Raw genomic sequence first — 15,652 nt, 5'->3', positions numbered from 1 at the left:
ACTTTAATATTCCACTTCTAAAAATAAAAGTATATTTTTACTATTACCTTGATACTACTTTAATTTATTTATAAGATTTTCCATTGCGTAATCAGCGGTGTACTTTTTAGCTTCATTCAAAGATTCCTTCTTCATAGATTCAACTACTTTAGGGTTATTTAATAAGTAATCTAATTTACTATAAAAATCATTATTATCTCCAAACTCATATGTTATTCCAGTAACACCATCTTTAATGATATCATCGTAAGATTCCCACCTAGAAGCAACTACTGGAACCCCCGCTAATAATCCATCAATTATAGTTCCAGGAAAGCCCTCGGTGTAATACTTAGTCGGAAATAATAAAAGGTAATACTTACTTAACACGTTTATTATCTCATTATAATTTATAGATCCTTTGTAAGAAATACAATCGGTATGTTCATGAATTACACTATAGAATCTTTCTTCATATTCATTTTCAATTGGTCCGTATATATCTAAAATAACCTTAACCCTACCACTACTTTTATTGATTCTTTTAACTATTTCAATTGCATCCTCTACTCCCTTTTCTTGGTTAACTCTTGAGACCATACAAACTTTAGAAGGTATGCTTAACTCAGTAATTAATTTGTTATGCTTTAAAGGTTCATCTAACTTAAAATTAGGTAAAATAAATATATTCTTACTAATACTCATATCTTTTAGCTTTTTACGTAAAGTATTTGTTTGGACATATACATAGTCAATTTTTCTGGAAAAATTCAAAAGAAACTTATTTTTTTTAAGGTCATCTGCCAACCATCCACCAACTACAATGTAATGTAACCTTTTATTAAATAAAAATTTTAAAATAATAAACAAAGGAATAAAAATACGTATTCCATTATGAGCGGGCAAGATAATAATGTTCTTACATAAAATCGAAATTTTAATACAATTCCATAACAATTTCAATCTATTTTTTTTCCAACCATCTGTATCGATACATAAGACCTCTTCTTCCCCAAATCTCCTTATTAAATCTTCAGACACAATTCTCGTTCTTATAGTTTGTCCACCTTTAGCCTCTTTATTAAATGAAAAATTACCTACAATACCTATTTTCGGCATAACTTTCCCCTTTACTCCTTCTGAAAATCAATGAATTGATAAAGTTAATCTTTACATGTACCAAATAAGTATTAAAAATTAGTCTGTATTATCCTATGGTCATACTTGTTTGGCTTGCTCATAATTTTAAAATATAAAAAGGTGGAATTGATGGGGTAGCAAAATAAAATCTAAAGGATTGAAATTTAGTTGCGCTATTACATTTTTAATTCAATCATTCTAATGTATTAGCACAACTTCATCAAATTTTTAAGCCTTTTTCACAATAAAAAAAGTTTAAAGTCTCCAATATAAATAGTTCATTTTTTCTGCTGATTTCCGGTCAAACATTCCTTTAATATCAATTAAAACAGGTTTATGATTCCAATACATCTTTCTTATTTCGTCTAAACCTATTGTTTTGAACTCTTCATGTGGTACTGCAAAAATTAAAGCGTCCATATCTTTAATTTCTTCAATATTACATGGGTTAATTCGATATTCTCTCCACAAATCCTCTTTGTCAGCCAGAGGATCAACCACTTTCACCTCAATTCCATACTCTTCCAACTCATTTATAATATCAACTACTTTTGTATTTCTTACATCTGGGCAGTTTTCTTTAAAAGTTACCCCGAAAATTGCAACTTTTGCTCCTTTTATTTGCTTATCAGCTTTTATAAGGTTTTTCACAGTATTCTCAGCAACATATTTACCCATGTCATCATTTATCTTTCGGCCCGATAAAATAATTTGAGAATGATAACCTATTTCCTCCGCTTTATAAGTAAGATAATATGGATCGACCCCAATACAGTGACCACCAACTAGGCCAGGAGAGAAGTTAAGAAAATTCCACTTCGTTCCTGCTGCTTCTAATACAGCCTTTGTATCTATTCCCATTTTGTTAAAAATAATTGAAAGTTCATTCATAAAAGCAATATTAATATCACGTTGTGAATTCTCTATTACTTTTGCAGCCTCCGCTACTCTAATACTCTCCGCTCTATGGACACCAGCATCAATTATTAATTCATAGATACTAGCTATATCGTTAAGCGATTCCTCATCCATACCTGAAACAACTTTTACAATTGATTCAAGTCTATGGACTTTGTCCCCAGGATTAATTCTTTCTGGAGAATAACCAACTTTAAAGTCAACACCGCATTTTAAACCAGATTCTTTTTCTAAAATAGGTACGCATATATCTTCTGTTACACCAGGAAATACAGTTGATTCAAATACTACGATTGATCCTTTAGTAAGATTTCTACCTACTGTTCTACTTGCCCCTTTTACAGGTCCTAAATCCGGGGTTTTATCTGTATTGATGGGAGTTGGAACAGCAACAATATGAAATTTACAATCTCTCAAGAACTTTTCTTCGAATGTAAATTCTACTGTAGTTTCTTTTATTGCCTCATTTCCTACTTCTTTTGTTACATCAATTCCACTTTGGTATTGCTGTATTTTTCCCCTTGAAATATCAAATCCTACTACATCGGCAACCTTTGCGAAAGATACAGCTAAAGGCATACCGACATATCCAAGACCAATAACACATATTTTTTCATTTCTATCTTTAATAGCTTCATATAAACTCATTAATTTTCGCCTCTCAATTCAATTAGTTAGTAATTTAGTTATTTAGATATATTCCTTATACCATTGTAAAGCCTCTACAAATCCCTCTGTAAAACTCCAACTCGGGGCATACCCAATATAATTTTCAGTGTTATGTCTACTCGCTAAGCTGTGTTTTATATCCCCAGGACGAGGATCTAGATATTTAGGTTCCAGTTCAACCTCCAGTAATTCACACATTAATTTATACATTTGATTAACAGTGAATCGTTCTCCAAATGCTATATTAAAGGCTTTTCCACATGCTTCTTTTGGAGCAATGCATGATTTTAGATTTGCCTCTATGACATTTTCTATATATGTGAAATCTCTTGACTGTTCACCATCACCATAGATTTCAACCTGTTGACCACTTCTAATCGCCTTAATAAACTTAGGTATTACAGCTGCATATTGGGAATCTGGATCTTGTCGTCGTCCAAAAACATTAAAATATCTAAGCCCGATACACTCAAGACTATATTGCTGAGTATATAAGCTTCCATATTGTTCATTTACCTTTTTTGTTAATGCATAAGGGGATAATACATTTCCCTCTTCCCCCTCAACTTTAGGTAGTTTAGTTGAATTTCCATAAACAGATGACGATGAAGCATACACAAACCGTTTTACGCCAGCTAGTCTTGCTGCTTCCATCATATTAGCCGTTCCCTTTATATTATTATCTTCATAAATTAATGGTTCTTTCATAGACCTCGGTACTGAACCCAGTGCAGCTTGATGGAGAACATAATCAACACCCTCACATACATTTTTGCATATTTCAAAGTCCCGTATGTCGCCTTCTACGAACTCGAAGTTTTCATAATTTAAAAATTCTTCTACATTTTCCCTTCTCCCGGTTGAAAAATTATCTAATCCACGGACCTCATATCCCAAATTAAGAATTGTCTCAACCAAATTAGAGCCTATAAATCCAGCAGCCCCTGTTACTAAAAAACTAGTTCCTTCTGGAAAAATAGTATTTTCATAGCCCATATTATTATCTCCTATCTATGAAATATATAAATTTTTAATTATTTAATGAAATTTCAATAATCCTGCAAGTCTTCTTAGCTTAAATAGCACACTTTATTAAATTACCTCTTGTCATACTTAGTTATTGCAATATAACCATAATTTCTTTATTGCCGAATAATCTCAATACTCAATTTTTCTAAACCTAAATTTATTAACCATAAATCTAAAACCTTCTTTTATAAAATCCAAAGGTGAAGCCAACAGCATTAAAATCCCACTAAAAATTGCTCGACAATAGTTCTTATTTCTCTTATAAGCAATTACCATCACTGCATAATGCCTGAAACTAATAAACATTTTTTCACGCAAGGAAAACAGATGATAGTACTTTCTTTTAAATCTGAATAGCTCACTTTCTCCCTCAATTTTATTCCTGCCCTGAGAAATACCTCCATCATTATGCCTATACGCAAGCACTTCGCAATCAGCCAAGTATCGAATTTTTAAATTCATTTCAATTGACTTAAGCATTAAATTGAATTCTTGACCCATCTTAGCATCATCAAACCCACCAATCTCCTTTATTTTTTCAGATTTAAACATAAAAGTCGGTGTGCCAGTGAGATGTCTCATTATATGGTATTTTAACAAACTGAGTTTATCGAATTTCTTTAAACTTTGATATTCTCGATATTCTAATACTACTTTATTTTCATTTACCAATTTAAGGTCAGTAAATGACATATCACAGTCGTTATCTACCATAAATTCTAATTGTTTTTTCACCTTCATTGGTAAGTATTCATCATCATCATCTAGAAATGTAATATAATCCCCTGTTGCAGCATAAATTCCGTGGTTTCTAGCTAACGATCCCCCAACATTATTTGAATTCATTAAATAAATTACATCTGGGTCACCGCTATATACTTTCATAAACTCTTGGACCTTTTTTCTAAAATTAGAATTAGGAGGGTTATCATCAATTATGACTATCTCGGTATTCTTATAAGTTTGATTCTTTATTGAATCAATAGCTCGTAAAAGGTACTTTATATCTCGTTTATATGTTGGTATAATAACACTTACCCTTTTATTCACTACATTCATTTAGTTACAGTCTCCTTAGTACTCGCAATTTCCTTTTTAACTCCGGTCCCACCTTCAACAACCCCGTCACTCTTCACTACACTAACGATGGTCCCTAAGAAACACTTTATATCCATCCAAAGGCTAATCTTCTTAACATATTCCCCATCCAACTTGGATTTGACCTCAATCGGAAGTTCATCACGCCCGTTAATCTGTGCCCAGCCAGTTAGCCCTGGTGGAACATCATTCGCTCCATATTTATCACGTTCAATGATCAAGTCATATTGATTCCACAATGCTGGGCGGGGACCAATTATACTCATCTGTCCAACAAAAATATTCCAGATCTGTGGTAGCTCATCAAGTGAAGTCTTTCTCAAAAACTTACCCACCTTTGTGATATACTGTTTCGGGTTATCTAATAAGTGAGTTGGAGTGTCCTTCGGAGTATCTATTCTCATAGTGCGGAACTTTAAAATATTGAAATGTGTTTTGTTCATTCCAACGCGCTTTTGCTTAAAAAGAACTGGACCTCTTGAGTCAAACTTAATAGCAATAATTAGAATTAAATAAATCGGCGATAATACTATAAGTCCAATTAAAGAAAGAATGATATCTAACAATCTTTTAATTTTCATATACATACCTGTAGCACTCCTCGAAAAGTTATTTTAGTAAGTTAGGACTTAACTGGAAATATCTGTATTTCCAACCAACTACTAAACTACTAAATATTATCTAAATGGTAAAGCCACCTCGTAATATCTATTCAATCTATCAATCAATATATAACCCTCACTAAAAACACCTCAAACCCTTATCCCGAAAGGTTTCTAGCGTTCAATCAAAGTACGATACTCGGTTCACATGTACCATTTAATCATTTCTTAACAACCATGGAACTTCGTCCATATCCTCATCCCCCTTGGAGTGCACACTACAAATAACTGCGCCATCCTAATACGTAATCACCCCTTTTCCAACAATTTCTTCCAAAGTACCGTGCAAATTAATTGAATAAATAATCCAAATGATCCTGACCTTCTAATACCAGATTTCATTCATAAGCGTTTCTTAATATTTCCCTACTAGTGTTGCAAGCATCCTCCTTCACACCTTCAATGATTGATATATACGATAGAGGAGCTATGCAGAAGAAAATCCCTAGGATTGTGATGATTACTATAATTTCTATCAGTAAAAATCCAAAAAAGCCCCGTCCATATTGCAGTAATTAATATGGACAGGGCTACTGAGCTCAACTTAACGTTCAATCTTTTCCAACAATCCCTCTAAATAAACAAGTAACTCATTTTTCAATTCAAAATCCTGCAAGGCCACTTCAATCGTCGTCTTAATAAACCCGAACTTCTCCCCAACATCATACCGCTCACCCTCAAAATCATAAGCATACACCTGCTGCAACTCATTCAACATCTGAATCGCATCTGTTAGCTGAATTTCTCCACCTGTACCAACTTCCTGCCTATCCAAAAAAGTAAAAATTTCCGGCGTAAACACATATCTCCCCATAATCGCAAGATTAGAAGGAGCCGTCCCTTGCTCCGGTTTTTCCACAAAACTTCGTACTTCGTACCTTCTACCCTCTTGAACTAAAGGTTCAACAATCCCATACCGATGAGTCTCTTCATCTGGCACTTGCTGTACACCTACAACGGAACATTGCGTTACTTCATACTGCTGAATCAACTGTTTCAAGCATGGTGTTTCAGCCTGAACAATATCATCACCTAATAAAACCGCAAACGGCTCATCACCAATAAACTTCCTTGCACACCAAACAGCATGTCCCAATCCTTTTGGTTCTTTCTGTCTAATATAATGAATATCAACATTCGAAGATTGCCTTACCTTATCCAGCAATTCATACTTTTCTTTTTTCACCAAATTATCTTCCAACTCAAAGTTATTATCAAAATGATCCTCAATTGCCCTTTTTCCTTTACCCGTTACAATAATAATATCCTCAATCCCCGATTCAATTGCTTCCTCAACAATATATTGGATCGTCGGCTTATCGACAATCGGCAACATTTCTTTCGGCATTGCTTTTGTAGCTGGTAAAAATCTAGTACCAAGTCCCGCTGCCGGGATGATAGCTTTTTTAACAGTTTTCAATGAACACCCTCCAGGTCTAAATTATTCAGCAATCTGAAGTCTTCTTACTTCTTTATTATTTGCTACAGATACAATTGTTTCTTTTATTTCATCAATCGGCATATCTATTAAGCTATTAATCAGATGGAATAATTCCTGTTTCCCAAGCGGCTCCGCTTTTCCAATATGAATTTTCGGAAAAACTTGCTTCTTCTGCACTTCATTTTCATTCAATAATTCCTCAAACATCTTCTCACCAGGTCGAATTCCACTATACTCAATTCTGATTTCTTCTATTGTATAGCCTGAAAGAGTAATCAAGTTTTTGGCAAGATCTGATATCTTTACAGGATCCCCCATATCAAGCACGAATACTTCCCCGCCGCGTGCTAGTGTTCCTGCTTGGATAACAAGTCTTGAAGCCTCTGGAATCGTCATGAAATATCGCGTCATATCAGGATGTGTCACCGTAACAGGACCACCAGCCTCTATCTGCTTTTTAAATAAAGGAATGACACTCCCTCTACTTCCAAGTACGTTTCCGAACCGAACCGCTACGAATTTCGTATTGCTTTCCTTCGCTAAGTTTTGAATGATCATTTCCGCAATTCGCTTTGTTGCTCCCATCACATTTGGAGGGTTAACTGCTTTATCAGTTGAAACGAGTACAAAACTATGAACGCCAAATGTATCTGCTGCTTCCGCAACATTTTTCGTTCCAAATATATTATTCTTCACAGCTTCTCTTGGATTATATTCCATTAATGGAACATGTTTATGAGCTGCTGCATGATAGACGACATCAGGTAGATAAGCTTCCATCGCCTCAAAAATACGTGTACGATCTTGTACATCCGCGATGACTGGGATAATTTCAATCTCTTTCCATTGCCCACGTAATTCCATGTCTACATTATAAATACTAAATTCACCATGCCCGAGCAGAATGAGTCTTTTCGGAGCAAACTTACATATTTGCCTACAAATTTCTGATCCAATAGAACCCCCAGCGCCTGTTACTAACACAGTGGCACCAGTGATTGTTTCAGAGATGCTGCTAATATCTAGTTCTACAGGATCACGTCCCAATAAATCCTCAACCTCAACGTTACGAATTGCATTTACGGAAACTTTCCCCGTCATAATATCTTCAATCATCGGCATGATTTTGATCTTGGCATCCGTTTTTGCACAAACTTCATATATCCTTCTAATTTCCGTCTTAGGTAAAGAAGGAATCGCAATGATAATATCTTTTATTTTTTCTTTTGCAACGATGGCTGGAATATGTTCTATATCCCCACAAACTGATATTCCGAAAATCTCAAGCTTGTATTTCTTAATATCATCATCTACAAACGCAACGGGCTCCAAATCAATATCATTATTATGTAAGAGCTGTCTTGCGACGGTCGTTCCAGCAGAACCCGCTCCAACAATTAGCGTCCGCCTTTTCTCAAGCTTTGATTTAATATGATGATCTCGATACATCCGCCACGAGAAGCGAGATCCGCCAATGAGTAGAACATGCATCATCCACGTAATCAGTAATACTCGCCAATATACATTACCAGTCCCAATCCCTTGTGCTACGGCAGCCATTATAATAGACAGCGTGACAGCCTTCGTAATTGTTAGTAACTCCCCAACACTTGCATATTCCCACACTTTATTATAAAGACGATACATAATAGCAAACACATGGTGGCTAACGAGTAAGATGATAGAACTTATAAGTAATAGCTTTGAAGTATAAAAGTCTGAAAAAGGATGCAAGATGAAATACCCTACATAGATGGAAAATAAAACAATAATTGAATCAAGGAGCATCAATAGCGGAACCCGCTTCTGATATGTCAAGTTCATCCCTTCTTTTCTATTAATTAAATTTAAAGTAATAAATGCCTAACGAAAACTTACAAGATTGTAAGCTTTCGTTAGACATTTATAAACAATTCTTAAGTTTGTTTAGTAAATAAATTAAATAAACTGGGCATCCAACCCATCCTCACACCATCCTTTCGACAACAAATCGCGTCTAAGGTGGTTTCCCACCCACAGCATGACCGAGTGCCTCCAATTATATCGGATAGGAGACATTACCGAATTAGTTATGGAATTGCAATTCGACATTTTTAGACATTTAGTATAGCGAAATAATAATTTTGGGTGAAAAAAAATAATCGAATTATTACCTAGAATAGTCCGAATATCTTCTTTTTCTTTATTTGCTCTGGAACCTCTCTGTAAATGTCTTTACCATCTACAATCAATTCTGCATTATCCATAAAGTAATAAACTGAATCTAGTCCGAATTTCGTTTCCAACAAATCGCAAGCCTCTGACATCTTAAAACCACGAGTTGTTGTATTATGGGCATCAGATGCCATGAAATGAGTTAAATTCGCTGCCACCAAATCAAATGTAAAGTTCTGAATCTTCTTGCCGAAATAGCCAGAAAAACTCGCAGCTGTAATTTGTGTCGCCGTCCCGTTTTTTACAAGCTTGTATAGCTTTTCGGGATTCTGTACAATCTCTGAGTTTCTTTCAGGATGCACAATTACAGGAATTAAACCTTTCACTTGTATATCGTAGCAAAGCTGATCTGTATAATGTGGTACATGGCTGGATGGTAATTCGATGAAAAGATAGCTTGAGATGCCAGCGAGCGTTATGATTTCACCAGCTTCATAGTCTTCCAGTAATTCTCCATATATACGAGTCTCTTGACCAGGCAATATATGAATATCTACTTTTTCCGTTTTAAAAAAGTCATTTAATTCGGCAACTTTACTTTTAATCTCAAGTTTTGTGTTTTGATAGGAACCATTTTGATGGTGGGGAGTGGCAATGATGGTATGAATACCTTCACTTTGTGCCTGTCTTGCCATAAGCAAACTGTCTGTATAATGACTAGCGCCATCATCAACATTCGGCAATATGTGACAGTGTATATCAATCATCTTAAACCCTCCCTTTTTTCGACCTATTATCCTAGTAATAATTTACTATACTTCCGCAATTTGTCAATATTATTTTGTGCCATAATAGTAGTAATAATCGTGCTTTTCCATCTTTTTATTATTTAAAACAACACCAAGAACCTTTGCCTTCGCTGACATAAGAAGGTCTTTCGTTTTTTGCGCACTTTCAATTTCAGTTTTCCCACTAGATATAACAAGGATCGTCCCATCGCATTTATTCGCGAGCACCTGCGCATCCGTAACAGCTAAAACTGGTGGAGTATCGAAAACAATTGTGTCGTACTCCTCCTTAGCATTAATGAAAAATCCCCCCATTCCTTTTCCACTCAGTAACTCTGCAGGATTCGGAGGTATCGGACCTGATGACAATATATCCAATGTCGAAAGGTCTGTTGTTTTAACGGCTTCAGTTAATTCCATTTGTCTCGTTAAAATATTCGTGAGCCCGTAAGCATTATTCATCCCAAAAGTATAATGAACGGTCGGTTTCCGCATATCTGCATCAACGAGAAGGACCCGCTTTCCTTGCTGGGCAAACACCACTGCGAGATTCGCAGCTGTAGTCGATTTTCCTTCAGCCGGTCCAGAAGAAGTCACCATAATGGTTCGAATATCTTCATCAACAGCAGAAAATTGTATATTTGTTCGAATTGTTCGATATTGTTCAGATACAGGAGATTTCGGATTAAACTTCGCAATCAGCTTTCTTCTTCCTGACTGTAATGTCGCTGGTGGTTTCTGTTTAGCCAATTGTTTCACTCCTTACCCTTGTTTTACGTCCTGCTCTTTCAGGTCGTTCAACTTTTTGGTCATCAAATGTAGCTATTGATCCTAATAGCGGCAACTCTAAAATCCGCTCAACATCTTCTGCTGTCTTAACGGTGTTATCCAAATATTCAAGTAAAAACGCTACCCCAACACCCGCCATCAATCCTACAACAAAAGCAATCGCAATGTTTAACTTTGGCTCCGGTTTTACTGGATTTGGATTAATTTCCGCATTGGAAATAATGTTTACATTATCAACCTTCATTAAAGGAACTATTTCCTTTTGAAAAACTTCCGCTATTTTATTCGCAAGCTGTGCCGCTTTTCTTGGATTTGGATCCTGAACGGTTAAATTAACAATTTGAGAATCTTTCGCACTTTGTACGTTAATTTTTCCAGCAAGAGCACCTGCACTCGTATCTAGTTTCATTTCATCAATGACTTTATCCAAAATGAACGGGCTTTTAATAATTTGGTTATATGTATTGATTAATTGCAAGTTCATTTGTATTTCTGAAGTATTGTAAATAGGCTGATCACTCTTCGCCTGGTTCACAAGTATTTGCGTCGTAGATTGATAGATCGGCGTCAACACAAAAAAACTAACAGCCCCGCTAATTGTAACGGCTGCTACAGTAATGATTATAATTAAACTTAGTCGTTTTCTTAAAGTTTGCATAAGCTCCTTCAAGCTGATCGTCTCTTCCATAGTACCCTCCTGCTGTGATTGTCGACTTCTTCCATAATGTGTATTATTATAGCATAGTATTCTATTATATTTTACTACATATTATCAAATTTCCAGTATTTTCACAGGAAACTTACATAATCTAGCAAAAATCGTTCTATCGTACTATTAGGAGGGAAATCATTGCGTGCATTCATTACTACACTATCTGTTTTAGCATGTGTTGTACTTTTAGCAGCGGGACACTTTTATTGGAAAAACAAAACCGACATTTCTTCATTTAAAGCTTCAGCAGATCAGGTAAATAAGGAAGAAACAGAAATCGAACCTACAGAAGTTGAGGAGAGCGAACTCGTTACTATCGATCTTTTTGAAAGAACTGTGAATTGGCCAAGTACCGCACAAGCAGATTTCCGCGCGGCTCTAGAGAGTGGCGGCCAATACAAACTCGCGATTGTTGGATCCCCCGCACTTGGCAAAGAAACAGGTGGTTGGTCTGCTCAGTTGCAGGATGCACTAGTCGATACATATGGAGACGAAAATATCGAAGTCGGAATTTTCGAATACGACCTGTCGTCCGATCAATTCATTAGCGGCGGTCATGTGGATGAAATAGCAGTCTGGAAACCCGATTTCGTTTTATTCGAACCATTCAATTGGATCGACAACGCAGGCGCCCCGCAGCATAACAGCGGAAACATAGAGAAGTTTGCCGACGCCTTGGGTGGAGCCGTACTTGTCTTGCAGCCGCCCCACCCCGTATACAACACATCGAGCTACCCGGCCCAGGTGGGTACACTTAAAGAGTTTGCTGAGTCGGAAGGTTTCGAATACTGGGACCACTGGTCCGAATGGCCTGACATTCAAGACCCAGAACTAGAAACGTACATACAAGACCGCGATGTACCAAATGAGAAAGGACACGAACTCTGGTTCACCTTCCTCAAAAACCGCTTCATCGCGGATTAATTGAATTCTACGCCGCCTCGGACTCATTCGTGCAATTCTGGGCGGTGTTCTTAATTCTTAAAATCTATACATTATAATTCGATATTCAGACAACAATATACTCAAAGATAATGGAAGCTTAAAAGATTTATATAAACCCAATACATATTTGTTTACTTTTTTCAGTTCTCGATTAATCGTCTTTAATTCTTTCATTTCTCTTTCAAGAATGATTTTTTCATAATCAAGTTTTTCATAATTCATTTGTAAATCGAACAGCTTGCTTTCAGTTTCAGCCAAGCTCTGATTGTTTTTGTTTGGACAACCATCTATCAGCAATAACACGATTTAGGAATTGTTCTTTTTTCCTAGAGTTTTTTCGGGCATTAGATACTTCCTCCTACTTGATTTTGTTCATGTGATAATTATATTTTCTACGATGTTCGACAAACTTAAATGATTGATAAGGCCCTTCTACACGAAGCTTCCTGGACCTTCGCTCATGATAAAGTGCACATAAAATATGATAAATCCTCACGAAAAAGGACCCCCTTTAAAAATCACGAATTTCTATAACAAATTGCTGTACCTGGTCTATAGAATTAGTTCTCAGACATATTTGTTAAAAAGTATAGCCTTCATCCTTCCATTGAAAATGTAACTAAAGTCATGGTTTTCGATATTTTTTGACAAAAAAGCCTGATGACCCTTTTTGCATAACAGGACTTTCGATACATTTCCAATGTCACACATTGTAAAATAATGGGCGTTACACTATCGCTACAGAATCGCTTTTTTCGCAGTAATTCGTACAATTAATTCTTATTTCGTATGAAGATCTCACCATTCAAACGCAGAGTTTGTCGCTTCTTTCCAAAATTTATACAAAAAGTTACTTGTATTTAAGATTTCTTTAAGGTAGCGTTTACTATTATCAAATAAGTGAAAAAATTAGTGAAACAACTCTACGGAATGAATATATATCAGTACACTATCGCTAAAGGAAGTGATTTTTGTGCCAATCCTCAGGAAAAAGGACATCAATTTTTTTTACACAATAAATAAAGCCAAGCACAATGACCAGGCGGAAACGCTCATATTAATTCATACAAATATAACGGATCATACTCTATATAATTCGATTCTTCCATTTGTAAATGATCATTTAAATGTGGTGACCTACGACTTGCGAGGGTTTGGCCAAAGTGACAGAGGAGACGAAGAAATAACGATTGACCTATATGTAGAAGATTTGAAGTTTTTAATTGAATCATTAAAATTAAATTCCGTCTATATTGCTGCAATGGGATTTAGCGGGCTTGTCGCATTAAAATTCAGCATTTTATATGAAAAAATGGTAAAAAAAATGGTTCTCATGACACTGGCCTGCTTCCCGGAGGAAGAATATGATTTGATTAGGGGACATAGGAGTCTGATTACGTCACATGGAAGCTATATACCTACTGACTCGTTGCTGAAAAAAACGACGAATTTAACCGAGGAACAACCGGAGTACGGGCGTTTCCGGAATATTATCAATAAAACACCACTTGATCTTTATAGTAAAATAATGGGTTTAACCTTATACACTCAGCCCATTCCATTTATGAATGAAACAAGGATTCCAACTCTTATTTTGTCAGGTGAAAGGGAATTGATCTTCCCGCAATATTTAGTAGCACTTAACGCAATCCATTTAAAACACTTCAAATATTCTGTTGTTCCTAATGCGTCTTCCTTCATGATGATTGACCAACCCGAAATGACGGGGAAATTCATCACTGAATTTTGTGCAATGGAAAAGCAAGACGTGTACCAGCAAGATGAAATTGCTTGTACAATCAATGAAAAAATGCGCCTTTACAGTGAGAGTGTTTATTTGGAAGGAACGAAAAGAAAAACCTATGGAAACCATATTCAAGTGGAGCTGCTCCATTCTTTTCGCGTTGAAGTAAACGGAAGGCTTATTACAAAAGGCTGGAACCAGCGCTATGCCAAACAAATTTTCATATTCCTCCTTTTTCACAAAACTGCATCAAGGGAGCAAATATGCGATACTCTATGGCCGAAGATGCATTTGTACACATCCAAGAAGAATTTGAGGGTCTATTTATCACATTTAAAAAGTATCTTAGATGACTCCGTTCTCGTCGTGGACCGTGAGCATATTTATCTAAATGGTGAAATCACATGCGACGCCCTAGAGTTGATCGAAAAAATCGACAAGGCTCTCTACAATCGCGATGATGAAGAAAAAGCAAGAAGCACATTCGAAATCTTTTCCGAGCTCCAATCCGTTAACTACCTAACAGCAATCTTCGACGATTGGTTTTTGGAAAAGCGAGACAACATCGAATCAAGACTTATCCAACTAGCAGTATGGACCGGCCAATGGCTGCTCGACACAAAAGGAGACGACCTAGCGGAAGACTTTTTGGAAAATTCACTAAAGGTATTAGAGGACTGCGACGAAATCTACAACCTCCTCTACCAAATCTCACCCAGCTGGTTGGCAGAAAAAGAAAAGTCCCTCGGCCTCGGAATCTAGACGTTTTCTTCCATGGCCAGGCGTCCAGTACCATTTGTTCGCGTAATTTTAGTAAAAGTACCGGCATTCGTGCAATGATCCGGTACTTTGTAACGAATGTGTAATAAGACTCCAGTTTTGGTAAGTATCACGTGCAATCAAGATTATCTCTGATTTCTCGCAGTCCCATTCTTGGTTCTCGTGAGTATCTAGAAATTCAACAATGCTCACATACCTTAAATGATGAAATGTCCCATTATAAGGTAAATGGATATTATATACACGGATTAAACTTCACAATCACATTCAAATCTAAGGAGTAGATGAAAAATGTCCGCACTGCCATTAGAAAAGAAAAATAACTTATACGTCATACCTGGCGGAAATTCCTCCAAACAGGACCAAATGGAGTTATTAATAAAGTTAGCTGAAACAGAGGAAAAGCTTTTCGCCCTTCAAATCAGACTCGAAAATCTAGACTATAAAAAAACGATGTTGGAAAGAGAAATTGAGGATTTAAAGAAGATCAATCAAAAGCTCAAAAATGCATACGACAACGCCATCAATGTTTTCAAATACTTTAAGCTCCCATTCCCCAACAAATAATGAAAAAAGTCGCGAGCCCGCGACTTTTTCCATTTCATTTCACTACCTTTTTCGAATTTCACCAATTCATTCAAAATCTTCACCAATTCTAATTCAATTTTCATCAATTCTGGACTTCTGTCAATATAATGGACAAAAATTAGCCAAGTTTTGACGTATCTTTTTACTTCCGCGCTCCGTTTCACTTCGCTTGGAGGCCTCTGCATAAAGGAAGGGTCAAAAAGCGAACCCTTCCTT

Annotated in this window: 14 protein-coding genes; 3 read left to right on the top strand and 11 right to left on the bottom strand. The window is 36.1% G+C overall.

What is annotated here, in order from left to right; translation table 11 throughout:
- Positions 1-54: 54 nt before the first annotated feature.
- The 10 genes from NQ185_RS19645 to NQ185_RS19600 all read right to left on the bottom strand — a co-directional run bounded on the left by NQ185_RS19645 (position 55) and on the right by NQ185_RS19600 (position 11,355).
- The gene (locus NQ185_RS19645) at positions 55-1,098 is read right to left on the bottom strand and encodes a glycosyltransferase family 4 protein (RefSeq protein ID WP_257583777.1); all 1,044 of its coding nucleotides are present in this window, start codon (positions 1,096-1,098) and stop codon (positions 55-57) included.
- A 276-nt stretch (positions 1,099-1,374) separates the two neighbouring features.
- Entirely contained in the window at positions 1,375-2,685 is a 1,311-nt protein-coding gene (locus NQ185_RS19640; protein ID WP_257583776.1) for a nucleotide sugar dehydrogenase, read from the bottom strand.
- A gap of 42 nt (positions 2,686-2,727) precedes the next feature.
- Entirely contained in the window at positions 2,728-3,702 is a 975-nt protein-coding gene (locus NQ185_RS19635) for an SDR family oxidoreductase (RefSeq protein ID WP_257583772.1), read from the bottom strand.
- 162 nt (positions 3,703-3,864) lie between these two features.
- On the bottom strand, positions 3,865-4,794 hold the full coding sequence (locus tag NQ185_RS19630; RefSeq protein ID WP_257583771.1) for a glycosyltransferase family 2 protein: 930 nt from the start codon (positions 4,792-4,794) through the stop codon (positions 3,865-3,867).
- Positions 4,791-5,420, bottom strand: a complete 630-nt coding sequence (locus tag NQ185_RS19625) for a sugar transferase (protein WP_257583769.1) — start codon at positions 5,418-5,420, stop codon at positions 4,791-4,793. The genes NQ185_RS19630 and NQ185_RS19625 overlap by 4 nt, the downstream gene beginning before the upstream one ends.
- A gap of 619 nt (positions 5,421-6,039) precedes the next feature.
- A complete protein-coding gene (gene galU, locus NQ185_RS19620; RefSeq protein WP_257583768.1) occupies positions 6,040-6,915 on the bottom strand; it encodes a UTP--glucose-1-phosphate uridylyltransferase GalU in 876 nt (291 codons plus the stop codon).
- 21 nt (positions 6,916-6,936) lie between these two features.
- Positions 6,937-8,754, bottom strand: a complete 1,818-nt coding sequence (locus tag NQ185_RS19615; protein WP_307001724.1) for a polysaccharide biosynthesis protein — start codon at positions 8,752-8,754, stop codon at positions 6,937-6,939.
- Positions 8,755-9,089: 335 nt separating this feature from the next.
- Complete coding sequence (locus tag NQ185_RS19610) at positions 9,090-9,857, bottom strand: tyrosine-protein phosphatase (RefSeq protein WP_257583766.1); 768 nt, start codon at positions 9,855-9,857, stop codon at positions 9,090-9,092.
- 69 nt (positions 9,858-9,926) lie between these two features.
- Entirely contained in the window at positions 9,927-10,628 is a 702-nt protein-coding gene (locus NQ185_RS19605; RefSeq protein ID WP_257583765.1) for a CpsD/CapB family tyrosine-protein kinase, read from the bottom strand.
- Positions 10,621-11,355, bottom strand: a complete 735-nt coding sequence (locus NQ185_RS19600) for a YveK family protein (protein ID WP_257583764.1) — start codon at positions 11,353-11,355, stop codon at positions 10,621-10,623. The genes NQ185_RS19605 and NQ185_RS19600 overlap by 8 nt, the downstream gene beginning before the upstream one ends.
- A 162-nt stretch (positions 11,356-11,517) precedes the next feature.
- Here NQ185_RS19600 and NQ185_RS19595 point away from each other — a divergent pair, with 162 nt between their 5' ends.
- Entirely contained in the window at positions 11,518-12,303 is a 786-nt protein-coding gene (locus NQ185_RS19595; protein WP_257583762.1) for an SGNH/GDSL hydrolase family protein, read from the top strand.
- Positions 12,304-12,360: 57 nt separating this feature from the next.
- On the opposite strand, the gene NQ185_RS19590 is transcribed toward NQ185_RS19595, so the two are convergent.
- Positions 12,361-12,627 carry a hypothetical protein gene (locus tag NQ185_RS19590; protein ID WP_257583759.1) on the bottom strand — a complete coding sequence of 89 codons (267 nt, stop codon included), beginning with the start codon at positions 12,625-12,627 and terminating at the stop codon, positions 12,361-12,363.
- Positions 12,628-13,297: 670 nt separating this feature from the next.
- On the opposite strand from NQ185_RS19590, the gene NQ185_RS19585 reads away from it, so the two are divergent.
- Positions 13,298-14,830 (top strand): alpha/beta hydrolase, encoded by a 1,533-nt coding sequence (locus tag NQ185_RS19585; RefSeq protein ID WP_257583758.1) that lies wholly within the window; start codon positions 13,298-13,300, stop codon positions 14,828-14,830.
- A 309-nt stretch (positions 14,831-15,139) separates the two neighbouring features.
- The gene (locus NQ185_RS19580) at positions 15,140-15,415 is read left to right on the top strand and encodes a hypothetical protein (RefSeq protein ID WP_257583757.1); all 276 of its coding nucleotides are present in this window, start codon (positions 15,140-15,142) and stop codon (positions 15,413-15,415) included.
- Positions 15,416-15,652: the final 237 nt, after the last annotated feature.

The organism is Lederbergia panacisoli (assembly GCF_024626525.1).
GTDB classification, from domain to species: Bacteria; Bacillota; Bacilli; order Bacillales; family Bacillaceae_C; genus Lederbergia; species Lederbergia panacisoli.
This window is presented reverse-complemented; position numbering and strand designations above follow the sequence as displayed.